The 14,113-nt window shown below is 64.1% G+C and carries 15 protein-coding genes; all 15 read left to right on the top strand.

Annotated elements, in window-relative coordinates:
* The first annotated feature begins 3 nt into the window (after positions 1 to 3).
* Entirely contained in the window at positions 4 to 1,170 is a 1,167-nt protein-coding gene (locus F6S12_RS11460) for a phage tail sheath family protein (protein ID WP_053156567.1), read from the top strand.
* Positions 1,171 to 1,182: 12 nt separating this feature from the next.
* Complete coding sequence (locus tag F6S12_RS11455; RefSeq protein ID WP_015634355.1) at positions 1,183 to 1,692, top strand: phage major tail tube protein; 510 nt, start codon at positions 1,183 to 1,185, stop codon at positions 1,690 to 1,692.
* 13 nt (positions 1,693 to 1,705) lie between these two features.
* Positions 1,706 to 2,011 (top strand): phage tail assembly protein, encoded by a 306-nt coding sequence (locus F6S12_RS11450; RefSeq protein WP_053156568.1) that lies wholly within the window; start codon positions 1,706 to 1,708, stop codon positions 2,009 to 2,011.
* 141 nt (positions 2,012 to 2,152) lie between these two features.
* Complete coding sequence (locus F6S12_RS11445) at positions 2,153 to 4,699, top strand: phage tail tape measure protein (protein ID WP_072451153.1); 2,547 nt, start codon at positions 2,153 to 2,155, stop codon at positions 4,697 to 4,699.
* A gap of 9 nt (positions 4,700 to 4,708) precedes the next feature.
* Positions 4,709 to 5,554, top strand: coding sequence for a phage tail protein (locus F6S12_RS11440; RefSeq protein WP_169892696.1), 846 nt, complete (start codon positions 4,709 to 4,711; stop codon positions 5,552 to 5,554).
* On the top strand, positions 5,529 to 5,735 hold the full coding sequence (locus tag F6S12_RS11435; protein ID WP_015634359.1) for a tail protein X: 207 nt from the start codon (positions 5,529 to 5,531) through the stop codon (positions 5,733 to 5,735). The genes F6S12_RS11440 and F6S12_RS11435 overlap by 26 nt, the downstream gene beginning before the upstream one ends.
* Positions 5,736 to 5,796: 61 nt before the next feature.
* Positions 5,797 to 6,840, top strand: a complete 1,044-nt coding sequence (locus F6S12_RS11430) for a phage late control D family protein (RefSeq protein WP_161466258.1) — start codon at positions 5,797 to 5,799, stop codon at positions 6,838 to 6,840.
* Positions 6,841 to 6,890: 50 nt separating this feature from the next.
* Positions 6,891 to 8,027, top strand: a complete 1,137-nt coding sequence (locus tag F6S12_RS11425) for a glycosyl hydrolase family 18 protein (RefSeq protein ID WP_161466259.1) — start codon at positions 6,891 to 6,893, stop codon at positions 8,025 to 8,027.
* A 157-nt stretch (positions 8,028 to 8,184) separates the two neighbouring features.
* Positions 8,185 to 8,766 carry a hypothetical protein gene (locus F6S12_RS11420; protein WP_161466260.1) on the top strand — a complete coding sequence of 194 codons (582 nt, stop codon included), beginning with the start codon at positions 8,185 to 8,187 and terminating at the stop codon, positions 8,764 to 8,766.
* Complete coding sequence (locus F6S12_RS11415) at positions 8,763 to 8,945, top strand: DUF2635 domain-containing protein (protein ID WP_011059562.1); 183 nt, start codon at positions 8,763 to 8,765, stop codon at positions 8,943 to 8,945. Before F6S12_RS11420 ends, F6S12_RS11415 begins: the two co-directional genes overlap by 4 nt.
* Entirely contained in the window at positions 8,945 to 10,441 is a 1,497-nt protein-coding gene (locus F6S12_RS11410) for a phage tail sheath subtilisin-like domain-containing protein (protein ID WP_161466261.1), read from the top strand. Before F6S12_RS11415 ends, F6S12_RS11410 begins: the two co-directional genes overlap by 1 nt.
* A 66-nt stretch (positions 10,442 to 10,507) precedes the next feature.
* Entirely contained in the window at positions 10,508 to 10,855 is a 348-nt protein-coding gene (locus F6S12_RS11405; RefSeq protein ID WP_011059564.1) for a phage tail tube protein, read from the top strand.
* On the top strand, positions 10,852 to 11,148 hold the full coding sequence (locus F6S12_RS11400; protein ID WP_161466262.1) for a phage tail assembly protein: 297 nt from the start codon (positions 10,852 to 10,854) through the stop codon (positions 11,146 to 11,148). Before F6S12_RS11405 ends, F6S12_RS11400 begins: the two co-directional genes overlap by 4 nt.
* Positions 11,149 to 11,278: 130 nt before the next feature.
* On the top strand, positions 11,279 to 12,877 hold the full coding sequence (locus F6S12_RS11395) for a phage tail protein (RefSeq protein ID WP_161466263.1): 1,599 nt from the start codon (positions 11,279 to 11,281) through the stop codon (positions 12,875 to 12,877).
* The gene (locus F6S12_RS11390) at positions 12,867 to 14,111 is read left to right on the top strand and encodes a DNA circularization protein (protein ID WP_152685994.1); all 1,245 of its coding nucleotides are present in this window, start codon (positions 12,867 to 12,869) and stop codon (positions 14,109 to 14,111) included. Before F6S12_RS11395 ends, F6S12_RS11390 begins: the two co-directional genes overlap by 11 nt.
* Positions 14,112 to 14,113 lie beyond the last annotated feature (2 nt).

Below are 14,113 nucleotides of genomic sequence, written 5' to 3'. Positions count from 1 at the left end.
TCCATGAGTGGTTTTTTCCACGGCGTTACTGTCACCAACGTCGACACCGGCGCACGCACCATCTCGCTGCCCACGTCTTCGATCATCGGCCTGGTGGATACCTTCACCGAAGGCCCTGACTTCAGCGCCAAGGCCAACGACCTGCTGCTGATCACCAACGAGCGTGAGGCTATCGCGGCCTGGGGCCCGGATGCGGCCATCACCAAGGCCTGCCAGGCCATCTACCAGCGGGCCAAGGCGGTGATCGTCGCTTGCGGCGTGGCCAAGGTGGCGGATGCGGCCGAGCAGACCTCGGCGATCATCGGCGGGGTGCTGGCCGACGGCAAGCGTACCGGCCTGCAAGCCTTGCTGGATGGCAAGAGCCGTTTCAACGCCCAGCCGCGGTTGCTGGTGACCCCCAAGCACAGTTCGACCCAGGCGGTCGGTACTGCGCTGGTGGCCCTGGCCGACAAGCTGCGTGGCCTGGCGATCATCGATGGCCCCAACAGCACCGACGAAGCGGCCATGGCGTATGCCAAGCACTTCGGCGCCAAGCGCGCCTACATGGTCGACCCGGGCATTCAGTACTGGGACAACGGCGCCAGCGCCACCGTCGATGCGCCGGCTTCGGCCTGGGTCGCGGGCCTGTTTGCCTGGACCGACAACGAGTACGGCTTCTGGGCCTCGCCGTCGAACAAGGAGTTTGTCGGCATCACCGGCACTGCGCGTGCCATCGAGTTCCTGGACGGCGATGAAACCTGCCGCGCCAACCTGCTGAACAACGCCAACATCACAACCATCATTCGTGATGAAGGTTTCCGCCTGTGGGGCAACCGCACGCTGTCCAGCGATCCGAAGTGGGCCTTTGTCACCCGGGTACGGACCATGGACATCGTCATGGACGCGATCCTCTACGGCCACAAATGGGCAGTGGACCGCTCGATCACCGCGACCTACGTCAAGGACGTTACCGAGGGCCTGCAGGCGTTCATGCGTGATCTGAAGAACCAGGGCGCGATCATCAATTTCGAGGTCTACGCCGACGCCGAACTCAACACTGCCAGCCAGCTGGAGCAGGGCAAGGTGTACTGGAACATCCGCTTCACCGACGTGCCACCGGCCGAAAACCCCAACTTCCGCGTCGAGGTCACCAACCAGTGGCTGACCGAAGTCCTCGAACACACCGCTTAAGGAGCAGCAGCAATGGCAATGATTCCCGAAACCCTGGCGAACATGAACCTGTTCGTCGATGGCATCAGCTTTCAAGGCGACGTGCCGAGCCTGACCCTGCCCAAGTTGACCCTCAAGACCGAGGAACATCGGGTCGGCGGCATGGATGTGCCCGTCGAGCTGGACATGGGCATGGAAAAACAGGAAGCCGGCTTCACCACCACCGGTGTGCGCCGCGAGTCGCTGAAGATGTTCGGCCTGGCCGATGGCAGCGGTTTCAACGGCGTGTTCCGTGGCGCCTTCAAGGGCCTCAAGGGCAAGGTCACGCCGGTGATCGTGACCCTGCGCGGCTTGCTCAAGGAAGTCGACATGGGCGATTGGAAATCCGGCGACAAGGCCGAGGTCAAGCACAACGTGGCCCTGACCTACTACAAGCTGGAAGTCGATGGTCGCTTGATCTACGAGATCGATGCCCTGGGCATGAAGCGCGTGATCAACGGCGTCGACCAACTGGCCGCGCAACGTTCTGCCCTGGGCCTGTAAGGAAACCACCAGCATGACTCAAGCAATCAACAAGACCCCGGCGTGGATGACCCTGAGCGCGGAAAACGTCGTGATCAGCCTTAGCAAGCCGGTGGAGATGAACGGCGTGGTCTGCGACAAGGTCACCTTGCGCGCCCCCACCGTGCGTGATGTGCGTGCGGCCAACTCCGGGGCTGCCGGCGATGATGAACAGCGCGAACTGATGCTGTTCGCCAGCCTGGCGCAAATCAGTGCCAAGGATCTGGAGGGCATGGCGCTCAAGGACTATCAGCGCCTGCAGGCCGGCTATTTTCGCCTGGTGCAAGACGACGAGCTTTGACCCTGCGGTGATGAAGATGGCGGCGAAGCGGCTCGCCAGCGAGCTGCATTTCGCCGCCGAGGAAATCATGACCATGAGGTTTTCCGACATGGTCTGGTGGCTCACGGATTGAGCCCGTCACCCAAGGAGCAGGAGAAGCAGATGGCGAACAAGCTGGAATCAGGGCTGGTGGTGGTGGGTACCGCCCTCAGTTCGACGTGGGACGCCGCCTTCAAGACGGTGGAAGGCCGGATCAAGCAACTGGAGCAGCAGGGCAGCAAGGCCCGGGTACTGGAAAAGACCATTGGCCAGACCCTGCGCCTGCAGGATGAATGGAAAAAGGCCCATGACACCGGTGCTGCATCTGCCGCCGGGCTGTTGCGCCGGTTGGAACAGAGCCGTGATGGCCTGCGCCAGCAAGGTGTGCAGGTACATAAACTGCGTCAGGAATATCAGGCGCTGGGTAAGGTGGCCCGGGGCTCCGCTCTGCAGGCCCGGGGGCACCAGCAGATCGACCAGGGCAAGGCCGACTTCAAGGCGGCGTATGGCTTGGCCAAGGACGGGGTCGGCAAGCTGGCCATTCCGGTCAAGATCAATGCCGACTATCAGGCGCTGATCCGTGACATCGCTATCAAGGCCGGTGTGGCCAATCAACCTCAGGAAGCGCAGCTGAGCCGCAGCGTCGTTCAGACTTCACGGAATACGGGAATGGCCCGCAACGAGGTGGCGGCTCTGGTGGGGCAGATGACTGCCAAGGGCATGTCGCTGGACAAGGCGCAAGGTTACGCGGGGCTTGCGGCCAGGTTCGCGGTGGGGCAGGGCGCGGGTATCGAAGATACGTCGAACCTGATGCGGGCCCTTGAGCTGAAGGCCGGGATCAGCGACCCCAAGGTCATGGAGCAGGCCCTGGAGGCCATCGCCTTGCAGGGGCAGGCGGGCAATTTCGAGGCCGCCGACATGGCGCGCTTGCTCCCGGCGCTGCTCGAGAGCGCGAGCGGGGAGGGGCTCACCGGCATGGATGCGGTGAGCCAGCTGGGCTCGATGCTGCAAGTGCAGATGAACACCGCGGGCGGTGCTGATCAGGCCGCCGGTCAACTGCAGAACTGGATCGAGAAAATCGGTTCCAGTGAGGCGGTCAAGGCTTACGAAGATGCCGGCATTGATTATCAGGCGTCGCTGAACACCGGTATCCAGAAGGGTATGTCGAGCCTGGAGGCGAGCTTTGCCCTGGCCATGCGCTATGTCAGGGCCATCGACCCGGCCAAGGCCGCGAAGATGGCCGAGGCCCAGGCGCAGATCAGCAAGGAAACCGATCCGGCGAAGGCCAAGTCCATGCTCGAGGCTCTGGAAGAGTCCCTGCGTACCGGTGACCTGTTCACCGATATGCAGATCAAGGCGGCCTTGCTGGCTCACACCCAGGGCCGGCAGCAATACGAGCAACTGAAGAAGGACTCGTTGAGTGCTTCGGGGGTTATCGACAAGAACCTGGCCGAGCGTCGGCAAGCCTCCGCCCAGCTGTGGAAGGAAACCGCGCAGGCGGTCGACGGTGGCATGCTTGCCGTGGGGAAGGCCCTGCAACCGGCCACGGATCTGGTGGCCCAAAGCATCACGCTGGTGGTCGGCAAGCTGACCGAACTGGCGGAGAAGGCACCCTCATTGGTACTGGGGGTGACTGCCCTGGGCGCCGCTTATGTCGCGGTGAAAAAGCTGATGGCTGTCTACACCATTGGCAAGGGCCTGCTGAATGTCGCTCGAGGTTCACTGCAGGTTGGCCGCAAAATGGCGAAGCGCTCCTCTGGTGGCACTGCGAGCGGTATCGACTGTTGTGCGCCCATGCTCGATTGCGGCCCGGACAAAAAACGCCGCAAGGGCCGTGGCGGGCGCAAGACGCCCAGGCGCGAGCCTCGTTCGAGGGGCATGGGCAGCAAAGGCTTCAAGAGCCCTTTGACGCCCAGCGGCCTGGAGAGAGTGGCCAGAGGGGCTGCCACCTCTGGTGCCGTAATGAAAGGCGCCGGTTCCCTGGCCAAGGGAGTCGCGCCCTTGCTCAAGGGCGGTGCGATCCTTTCGGTGCTCGGTGCGGGCTTCCAGGTGGCGGACACTTACCTGAATGCCCAGACCCAGGATGAAAAAGCCGAAGGCTACGGCGAGGCGGCGGGCAATCTTGCCGGTGCCGCCGCGGGTGCAGCAGCAGGGGCGGCCATTGGCTCTGTGGTGCCGGTGATCGGCACGGTGATTGGCGGGCTGGTGGGCGGCGCCCTGGGTGCCTGGGGCGGTTCGGCCGCCGGTGGCGCCTTGGGTAAAAAGCTGTTCGGCTCCGACGAGTCGCTCAAGCACTTGCCTGCAGCCGGCCCGCTGATGATGCGCAACGCTGGACAGAACATCCCGCCGGTCATGGGCGATATCGCCAAATCCTTCCAGAAAGGCCAGACGCCCCCGCTGATGGGGCAGGCGGCGCGCTCGATGCTCAGCCCATCGTCGTCTGCTGCGGCGCCGGCCACGATCACCGCGCCGGAGTCGCTCAAACCCCAGGTACCTCCAGTCATCGAGCAGCAGTTCAGCTTCGCGCCCTACTTGTCGATCTCGGTCCAGGGTGATGTGCGCGACCCCGCGCAACTGGCCCGGGAACTGGAACCCCACCTGCGCTGGCAGTTCGACGAGTTCAGCCGCCAGGCTGCCGCTCGCCAGCTGTTCGACGCCGCACACGTTTAAGGAGATCGCATGGCTTACATGGAACAGCTGCAATCGGGGCTGGGTTCCCTGGTGGCGGCAGCGGAAGCGGGGCGGCGCAGTGCTGATGAAATGCTCGGGCCCATGAACGGCGCCATCAGCGACATCAGCGGCGCCGCCCTGGAGCTTGAAAGCCTGCCCGTTGTCGGGCCGGCGCTGGGCGCCAAACTGCAACGCACGATGCGCAGTATCGGTGCGGCGCAGTCGGTGGTGGGGGAAGTCGCGGCCAAGTACAGCCAGGCAGTGACCGTGGCCGGGCAGATGCAGCAGCGTCTTGGTGCCCTGCAGGAACAGGTGGCCAAGGCCGGCGCGGCAATCAATCGGATCGGCGGGCAGATCAGTCCTTCCCTGGGCAACATCTTCCCGACCGCCGCATTTGCCGAACAGACCACTCCGGCGGCCGAGGCGGTGAAGCCCTTCGCGCACCTGTTGATCCTGCAACCGCTCGGGGCGGGCGCCCAGCCTTACTACTTCAACGTCGATACCGCAGCCTTCGAGGCGCTGCGCCGGCAGAGCGGATTCCGCTGGGCCGGTCAGGAGCGCTTGAGCCGCAGTGTCGCCCAGCAGGCGGTGGGCCCGGGTGAAGAGCGGATCTCTCTCAAAGGCACGGTGTTTCCGGGGTTCAAGGGCGGCCTGGGGCAGTTGCAGACCTTGCGCAGCATCGGGCGGCGCTTGCAGCCGCTGAGCCTGACCACCGGCTACGGCGAAGTGCTGGGCACCTGGTGCCTGACCAGCATCGAGGAAGATCAGAGCCACCTGCTGGCCGGCGGTATCCCGCGCAAACAAGGTTTTTCATTGGAGTTCGTAAGCTATGGCGACGACTTGCAGAACGTCTGACGGGGATCTGCTCGATACCTTGTGTTACCAGTATTACGGCCACCTCAACGGCTGTGTCGAGGCGGTGCTGGACGCCAACCAGGGGTTGGCCGACGAGGTACAGCCGTTTCGCGCCGGGCTGCTGATCCGGCTGCCGGAGCTGCCGGCCCGGGCCGAGGCCAGGGTCCAGCTATGGGATTGAGCCCCAACCCCTTTACCCAACCCCGTCGAGCACGGGGTTGGCTTTTTCTGGAGTACGGTACATGACCCCAGCGTTTCGCATCGTCGCCGATGGCCGGGACATCACCGCGCAGATCAACGACCGCTTGCTGAGCCTGCGCACCACGGACAAGCCCGGCCTGGAGTCGGATGAATTCGAGCTGCGCATCGATGACCGCGACGGCGCCGTGGCGCTGCCCCGGCGCGGCGCGAGCATTGAAGTGTTCCTCGGTTACGCCGGCCAGGAGCTGACTCGCCTGGGGCGCTACACCGTGGACGAAGTGGTGGTGAACGGGCCGCCCGATACGCTCGAGATCCGTGGCAAGGCCAGCGACATGCGCGGCAGTGGCAAGACCACCCGCAGCGGCAGTTGGGAGAACGTTGCGCTGCAGCTCATCGTCCGTGACCTGGCGGCGCGCAATGGATGGCAGCCGGTCTGCCCGCTCGTCATCAAGGTGCCGCGCATCGATCAGCTCAACGAGTCGGATTTCAACTTCATCACCCGCCTGGCCCGGCAATACGACTGCACCGCCAAGGTGGCCGAAGGCAAGCTGCTGGTGTTGCCCCGCCAGGCCGGGCAGAGCGCCAGCGGCAAGGCCCTGGGGGTTGTCACCCTCGGGCGTGGCGATGTCAGCCGTTACCAGTTCCGCCTGAGTGACGGCAGCACCCACAAGGCAGTGCAGACCCGGCACCAGGACCCGAGGAGCGGAAAGTTGCGGGTCATCGACCTGGGTAACGATGGTTCGCCGGATGATTCGCCCGCCGTGCACACCGACCGCCACCTCTACCCGAACCAGTCTGCCGCCGAGCAGGCCGCCAAGGCGCGCCTGGCGGCCTTCAACCGCAGCACCGCCAGCCTGCGCCTGGACCTTGCGGGGCGCACCGATCTGTTCGCCGAGCGAATGATCAATGCCCAGGGCTTCAAGGCCGGGCTCGACGGTGACTATCTGGTGGATTCGGTCGAACAGTTGTTCACCCAGGCCGGATGGACGACCACGGTCCAGTGCAACGGCGGCAAGCAAGGCAAGGCCAAGGCCAAGGGCAAGCCGCCCCAGGCCCGCAAACCCCTCAGGGTCGAGCAGCTTTGAGCCTTGATCCCTTTCCCCACTGACGGGGCAACCCGCCCACAGGAGTATTCATGAAACCAGGCATCACCCTGGCGATCCGGCATTTTCTCCGGACCTTGATCGTCGGCTGCAGCTTGCTGCTGGCCGCTGCCGCCCATGCGGCACCCTTTGTCCTGGCCTATACCGACGGCCAGGTCGAAGCGTCCTACAGCAATCTGCAGGCGTTTTACCGCAACCTGTCCGCCGTCGGCCTGGGCAGCACCTACGGCCTGACCGTCACCGGCAAGCTGCATCAGGACGGCATGAACGAAACCACGCAGAACATCATCCGCTTTGCCAAGAGCCAATCCCTGCCGCTGTACCCGACTGTTTCCGACTACAACGAAGACATCGGCGCCTTCGACCCGGCTATTTCCCACTCCATCCTCAACGACCGGGCCTTGAGCGCCGGCACCGTCAAGCAGTTGGTCAAGCTGGCCAAAGAGGGCGGATTCGCTGGCATCAACCTGGACTTCGAGAAGGTCGAACCCAGGAATCGCGCCGCGTTTTGCGCCTTCGTCAAAACCCTGGGCAACGCCCTGCATGCCGGCAACAAGAAGCTGATCATCAGCATCCCGCCCAAGCTCAGCGACACCGAGCCTGAGTACCTGCAGGGCTACGACTACAAGGCCCTGGGCGCGGCGGTGGACTACTTCCAGGTGATGACCTACGACCAGGTCGGGCCGGGCTGGAGCAGCGGCGGCTTTCACAATGAAGCCTGGCCCGGCCCCGAATCGGGCTTCGACTGGCAGCAGGCGCTGCTCAGTTACGCCGTTTCCCGAGTCCCGGCGAGCAAGGTCCTGGCGGGGCTGCCCGCATACGGCCAGGACTACAGCATCGGCAACCGGGTGCACTGGTCGGCCTATCAAGAAATCATTGCCGAGCACCGGGCAGCCACTCACCGGGATGCCGCTTCTGCGACGCCTTATGCCACCTGGGGCCCGGTCAAGAGCTTCGCCGATGGCGTGGAATGGACCCCGGAACGAGCGCAACCCGTGCTCTGGTACGACGATGCCGCCAGCATCAAGACCAAGACCGCCCTGGTGACCAGGTTGGGCCTGGGCGGCACCAGCGTCTGGGCCATGGGCTATGAAAATGCCGAGTTCTGGGCTGCGCTGCAGTCAGGGCTCAAGGCCAGCAATGAGCTCTTGCCGACCGGGCGGGAGTGACTGGCCGGATGGGCTCTGGAGCTGGCTGCCACAGATTTTGCAGCACGCCTGGGGCCGTGATTCCAGGGCGCTTTTGCGAAACCCGTCTCGACGGGTTTTTTCATGCCCGGCAGAAACAAGCCTCACCGCAGCCTAATCCCGTTCCAGGAGCCTTGTCATGAAACTCACGGCTGTTCTCGATCAGCTACAAGCACAGTGCCCGAGCTTTACCGGGCGCATCATTGTCGGCACCCATGCCGATTCTGCCTCAGGCGTTGGTGCGCCAATGCCAGCCGCCTATCTGGCGCCCAGCAACGATCTGGCCAGTGCCAGCGCCGGGCAGAACATCATTCGCCAGACCATCCGCGACCGCTTCGACGTGGTCCTGGCGCTTGGCGCCGCCGAGCCTGCAAAAGCGCTGAATCCGCTGCACGACCTGCGCGCCGAACTCTGGCGCGCCCTGGTCGGTTTCAAACCCGGTGCCGAGTACAACCCGATCCAGTACGACGGCGGCGAGCTGGTGTCGTTCGACGCCACCCGCCTGCTCTACCGCCTGCGCTTTTTCGCCGAGTTCCAGCTGGGGCGCAACCTGCCCGGCCAGCCGGCGGAAACCTGGCATGAGCGTGAACTCGACGGCTTGCCGTCCTTGACCGGGGTCACGGTGCGGGTCGATGCCATCGATCCGGCGGACCCCAATCTGCAACGCCCAGGGCCCGATGGGCGCCTGGAGCTGACTTTTTCAGGAGAGCTGAAGCAATGAGCAAACGCATCACCGTGCTGCCGGTCGCCGGCCGCGCCGTACCGGACCCGGAAGCAGGCGATCTGCTGCCCGCTTCCGGCCGTGAAGTGTCGGACAGCGCCTGGTGGCGCCGGCGTCTGGCCGATGGCGATATCACTAGCAAAGCCGTGAAAGCGGCGAAATCTCAAGGAGCCAAATAATGGCGATCGGTTTCAGCAATATCCCGGCGGACATCCGTGTGCCGCTGTTCTACGCCGAGATGGACAATTCGGCGGCCAATAGCGCGTCCTCGGCCATGCGTCGTCTGATCGTCGCCCAGGTCAACGACAACCAGGCCGGCGACGATCTCGGCAAACTGGTGCTGGTGTCCAGCGTGGCCCTGGCCAAGAGCATCGGCGGCCAGGGCTCGATGCTCGCTTCGATGTACGAAACCTGGCGCAAGACCGACCCGGTGGGCGAGATCTGGTGCCTGCCGCTGCACAGCACCGAGGGCAGCGTGGCCAAGGCCGAGCTGAAGATCAGCGGTAGCGCCAGCGCCGCCGGCCTGCTCAATCTGTACGTCGGTGGGGTGCGGGTGCAAGCCTCCATCGTCAGCGGCACCAGTGCCGCACAAGCGGCCAGCGCCCTGGCCTTGAAGGTCAACGCTGCAGTAGATCTGCCGGTGACCGCCACCGCGGCCGAGGGCACTGTGACCCTGAACGCCAAGTGGACCGGCGACAGCGGCAACGACATCAGCCTGCAACTCAATCGCCTGGGCAAGAGCAATGGCGAAGAAACCCCGGCGGGCCTGACCCTGGTGCTGGGCAAGATGGCCGGCGGCACCGGTGTGCCGGATCAGGTCGCGGCGCTGGCCGCCCTGGGCGACGAGCCGTTCGAGTTCATCTGCATGCCCTGGACCGACACCGCCAGCCTCAATGCCTGGCAAGCGGTGATGGACGACAACACCGGCCGTTGGTCCTGGGCCAAGCAGCTGTTCGGCCATGTCTACAGCGCCAAGCGCGGCACCGTCGGCACCCTGGTGGCGGCCGGTCAGGCGCGCAACGACCAGCACATCACCATCCAGGCCCTGGAAACCGGCGTGCCGCAACCGGTGTGGGTCCAGGCCGCCGCCCTGGCGGCGCGGACTTCGGTGTTCATCTCCGCCGATGCCAGCCGCCCGACCCAGAGCGGCAGCCTGCCGGGCCTCGACCCGGCGCCGGCCAGCGAGCGCTTCACCCTCACCGAGCGCCAGTCGCTGCTCAGCTACGGCATCGCCACCGCCTACTACGAAGGCGGCTACATGCGCATTCAGCGGGCGATCACCACCTACCAGAAGAACGCCTACGGCCAGGCCGACAACTCCTACCTGGACAGCGAAACCATGCACCAGTCGGCGTTCATCGTGCGCCGCCTGCAAAGCGTGATCACCAGCAAATACGGGCGCCACAAGCTGGCTGCCGACGGCACTCGTTTCGGCGCCGGCCAGCCGATCGTCACCCCGAGCACCATTCGCGGTGAGCTGATTGCCCAGTACGCCAAGCTGGAGCTGGAGGGCCATGTGGAGAACGCCGAGCTGTTCGCCGAGCACCTGATCGTCGAACGCGATGTGCAGGACCCGAGCCGGGTCAACGTGCTGTTCCCGCCGGACTACATCAACGGCCTGCGAGTGTTCGCGCTGCTCAACCAATTCCGCCTGCAGTACGACGCGGCGGCCTGAGCCGTACCTGCATCACTGCGCTTTTTCAGCCCGCCTTGAGCGGGCTTATTTTTTGGGAGAAACAACATGGGTCAACTGATCGCGGGCACCTGTTACGTCAAAGTGGACGGCGCTCAACTGACCATCAGCGGCGGCTGCGAAGCACCGCTGATGGCCGTCAAGCGAGAAACCGTGGTTCCGGGCTTCTACAAGGAAACCGACCTCACACCGTCGTTCAAAGTCACCGCGCTGCACACCCCGGACTTTCCGCTCAAGCAACTGATCGAAGGCGTCGACATGACCGTCACCTGCGAGTTCGCCAACGGCAAGGTCTACGTACTGGCCGGTGCCTACCTGGTGGACGAGCCTATTGCCAAGGGCGACGACGCCAGCATCGAGCTGAACTTCGAAGGGCAGAAGGGGACCTGGCAATGAGCAACACGGTGAAGCTGCAGGTGCCCATCGAGGCCCACGGCGAGCCCCTGGCCGAACTCAGCCTGCGCCGCCCGACGGTGCAGGAAGTGCGAGCGATCAAGGCGCTGCCGTACAAGATCGACAAGAGCGAAGAAGTCAGCCTCGACATGGACGTCGCGGCCAAATACATCGCGGTCTGCGCCGGCATTCCACCGTCCTCGGTGAACCAGCTCGACCTGGTGGACCTCAACGCCCTGAGCTGGGCGGTGGCGAGTTTTTTCATGAGTACGGCATCGCAGCCATCGCCGACCTGATCGCTGTCGCCTATGACCTGGCCTGGTTCTGGAAGGTTGACCCCGAACAGATGATGGCCAGGCCACTGGATGTGCTCCGCGAATCCCTGGAGCACGCGCAACGGATCAATGCGATGCAGCAGGTGCAGTGATGGCAGACACACAAACCGTAGAGAAGAAGTCGGTACTGTTGACCGGCATAGACCAACTGTCACCCAAACTCGTCGCCCTTCAAGGCAAGGTCGACTCGTTCAAGAAAAACCTTGAGCAGACGGGGCTGGGCAAGCTGGATATCAGCGGGCTGTTCAAGGGCGGCAGCCTGATCACCCCGTTTCTGGACGGGATCAAGGCCTGCGATGCGTTCAAGGGCAAGCTGGCCGAAGTCGGCGACTCCAGCGCGCCGGCTGATGCGGCCAAAGACATGAATGTATTCAGTCAGTCGATGGTCAAGGTGTCCTCGGCCATTGATGCCGCCCTGGCGCCGGCGGTGGGGGCGCTGGTGGTCGGCCTGGAGCCCATGCTCAACAGTGTGGGGACGCTGCTCGACGACAACCCCAAGCTGGTTGAGGGGCTGGCGATGGGCGCCATTGCCTTCTCGGCGATGCAAACCGCCGTGACCGGGGCGACCCAGGTGCTCGATCTGATGGGCACGGTGGCCAAGGCCAACCCGGTGATGTTGATTGCCATGGGCATTGCTCTGGCAGCCGGGGTGATCATTGCCAACTGGACGCCGATCTCGGCCTTTTTCGTCAGCCTCTGGCAAGGTGTGCAGAGCTTCGCGGCGCAGGCGATGGAGGTGCTCAGTACTCTGTTCGGCTGGACGCCCCTGGGCATGCTGATTGGCAACTGGGGGGCGATCACGGCGTTCTTTGCCGGGCTCTGGGACAGTATCCAGGCGATGACGGCTTCGATCGTCGGCTTCCTCAAGGAGGTGTTCTCCTGGTCGCCTCTGGGACTGATCATCAATAACTGGGCAGGGCTGACGGGGCTATTCGCCTCTATCTGGGAATCCCTCAAGGCCTTGACAGTGCCGGCGATGGCCTTTCTAAAAGGCCTGTTCGACTGGGGGCCGCTGGACATGATCACCAGGAGCTGGGGCGCGGTCACCGGCTTCTTCGCGTCGATCTGGGCGGGGCTGCAACCGGGTATCGACGGGGTCAAGAAAGTCCTGCAAACCCTGTTCGACTTTTCCCCGCTGGTGATCCTCTACAACAACTGGGGTGCGGTCACGGGCTTCTTCGGTTCGATCTGGGCCGAGCTGCAACCGGGTATCGACTCGATCAGGAAGGCCATTGAAGCCCTGTTCGACTGGTCGCCGATGGAACTGATCATGACCAACTGGGCCCCCATCGCCGATTGGTTTTCCGGGCTGTGGAGCCAGCTTCAAGCGCTGATGGCGCCGATCAAGGAGCTGTTCGAGGGCGGCTTCGGCGGGCTGATTGCCACGGTCACCGCCAAGGTCGAAGGCTTTACCGAAGCGCAAAAGCAGATCAACGCCGAGGGTAAAGGCGGGCTGGCATCACCCTTTGCCGCAACCCAGGGCAGCTCGCTGACCCAGAATTCCAGTGCGCTGATCCAGCAGAACGCCGCGAACAACCGCACCCAACTCGAAGGCGGTTTGACCCTGCGCTTCGAAAACGCCCCGGCTGGCCTGCGCGCCGAACAGGCCACGACCAATCAACCGGGTTTGAACATCGCTTCGACCCTGGGCTATCGCTCACTTTCCCTAGGAGGTTCCCATGGCGGATAACTGGCGTGATCGTTTGTTGCCCGCATCCTTTCGCGGCGTGCCCTTCTGGGTCGACCAGGCGAAAACCCCGGTGGGGCAAAAAGGCCAGTTGCATGAGTACCCGCAGCGCGATCAGCCGTTTTTCGAGGGCCTTGGCCAGCAGGCGAAAGTCCATGACCTGACGGCCTTCATCGTCGGCGCCGATTGCCTGGAGCAGCGCGACAGGCTGCTCAAGGCCCTGGAGGAGGGCAGCGGCGAGCTGGTGCATCCGTGGCTTGGACGGATGCAGGTCAAGGTCGGCGAGTGCGAGATGACCCAGAGCCGCCAGGATGGTGGCCTGGTGACCTTCAGCCTGAAGTTCTACCCGGACCAGCCGCTGCGCTTTCCTTCGGCGGTGGTCAACACCCAGCAGCAGGTGCTGGTGGCCAGCGATACCTTGCTGGGCTCGGCGGTGCTGCGGTTCGAGTTCGCCACCAACCTGATCAAGCAGGCGCGGATCGGCGTGGATGCGCTGCGCAAGGGATTGACCGAGGTGTACGCGGTCATCGAACACGAGTTCAAGCCGCTGATCGAGTTGTATGGCGACCTCAACACCCTGGTCAAGGCGGTCAAGGAAATACCCAAGGAGCTGAGCACGGAGTTCAAGGGGTTGCTGGAGGATGTACGCGGGCTCAAGGATTTTGCCCGCACCGGCTATCGGCAGATGCTCGCCGATATTTCCCAGCAGGTGGAGGCGGCCAGGCGCATCGATGCGCCCAAGCTGACCACCGGCAAGGACACCACCGCGGCGGCCGAGGCGGTAGCGAACCTGGTCCAGGATGCGTTGCTGGTGCAGATCGCCCGGTTGGTGTCGGCCTTGCCGGTGGCCACCCCGGTGGTCAAGCTCAAGAGCACGCCGCCCCTGGCGCAGCAGGCCAGCCAGCCGGTGCAGCGCCTGGAGGTGCCGGTGGCCGACGATGTACTGGCCCTGCGTGACCAGCTCAACGAAGTGATCTGGCAAGCCGCGCTCAAGGCCGACCCGATGCATTACCAGGCGCTCAACACCCTGCGCCAGCAATTGCAGGGCCACCTCAATGCAGTGGCTTCGTCCGGGGTACGGCTGGTCAGCCTCAGCCCCAAAAGCAGCATGCCAGCGCTGGTCCTGGCTTATGAGCGGTTTGCCGATGCGACGCGTGTCGGTGAAGTGGTACAGCGCAACCGGGTGGCCCATCCGGGCTTCCTGCCGCCGGCCGATCTGCAGATTGCGCGGGAGTGACC

Source organism: Pseudomonas sp. JV245A, assembly GCF_032424515.1.
GTDB classification, from domain to species: domain Bacteria; phylum Pseudomonadota; class Gammaproteobacteria; order Pseudomonadales; family Pseudomonadaceae; genus Aquipseudomonas; species Aquipseudomonas protegens.
The sequence above is the reverse complement of the archived record's forward strand: the minus strand, read 5'-3'. Positions and strand labels throughout refer to the sequence as shown.

Bases quoted from the DNA above. Each gene is read 5' to 3' on its own strand.
- F6S12_RS11460 (WP_053156567.1), top strand. From the start codon at position 4: ATGAGTGGTTTTTTCCACGGCGTTACTGTCACCAACGTCGACACCGGC.
- F6S12_RS11455 (WP_015634355.1), top strand. From the start codon at position 1,183: ATGGCAATGATTCCCGAAACCCTGGCGAACATGAACCTGTTCGTCGAT.
- F6S12_RS11450 (WP_053156568.1), top strand. From the start codon at position 1,706: ATGACTCAAGCAATCAACAAGACCCCGGCGTGGATGACCCTGAGCGCG.
- F6S12_RS11445 (WP_072451153.1), top strand. From the start codon at position 2,153: ATGGCGAACAAGCTGGAATCAGGGCTGGTGGTGGTGGGTACCGCCCTC.
- F6S12_RS11440 (WP_169892696.1), top strand. From the start codon at position 4,709: ATGGCTTACATGGAACAGCTGCAATCGGGGCTGGGTTCCCTGGTGGCG.
- F6S12_RS11435 (WP_015634359.1), top strand. From the start codon at position 5,529: ATGGCGACGACTTGCAGAACGTCTGACGGGGATCTGCTCGATACCTTG.
- F6S12_RS11430 (WP_161466258.1), top strand. From the start codon at position 5,797: ATGACCCCAGCGTTTCGCATCGTCGCCGATGGCCGGGACATCACCGCG.
- F6S12_RS11425 (WP_161466259.1), top strand. From the start codon at position 6,891: ATGAAACCAGGCATCACCCTGGCGATCCGGCATTTTCTCCGGACCTTG.
- F6S12_RS11420 (WP_161466260.1), top strand. From the start codon at position 8,185: ATGAAACTCACGGCTGTTCTCGATCAGCTACAAGCACAGTGCCCGAGC.
- F6S12_RS11415 (WP_011059562.1), top strand. From the start codon at position 8,763: ATGAGCAAACGCATCACCGTGCTGCCGGTCGCCGGCCGCGCCGTACCG.
- F6S12_RS11410 (WP_161466261.1), top strand. From the start codon at position 8,945: ATGGCGATCGGTTTCAGCAATATCCCGGCGGACATCCGTGTGCCGCTG.
- F6S12_RS11405 (WP_011059564.1), top strand. From the start codon at position 10,508: ATGGGTCAACTGATCGCGGGCACCTGTTACGTCAAAGTGGACGGCGCT.
- F6S12_RS11400 (WP_161466262.1), top strand. From the start codon at position 10,852: ATGAGCAACACGGTGAAGCTGCAGGTGCCCATCGAGGCCCACGGCGAG.
- F6S12_RS11395 (WP_161466263.1), top strand. From the start codon at position 11,279: ATGGCAGACACACAAACCGTAGAGAAGAAGTCGGTACTGTTGACCGGC.
- F6S12_RS11390 (WP_152685994.1), top strand. From the start codon at position 12,867: ATGGCGGATAACTGGCGTGATCGTTTGTTGCCCGCATCCTTTCGCGGC.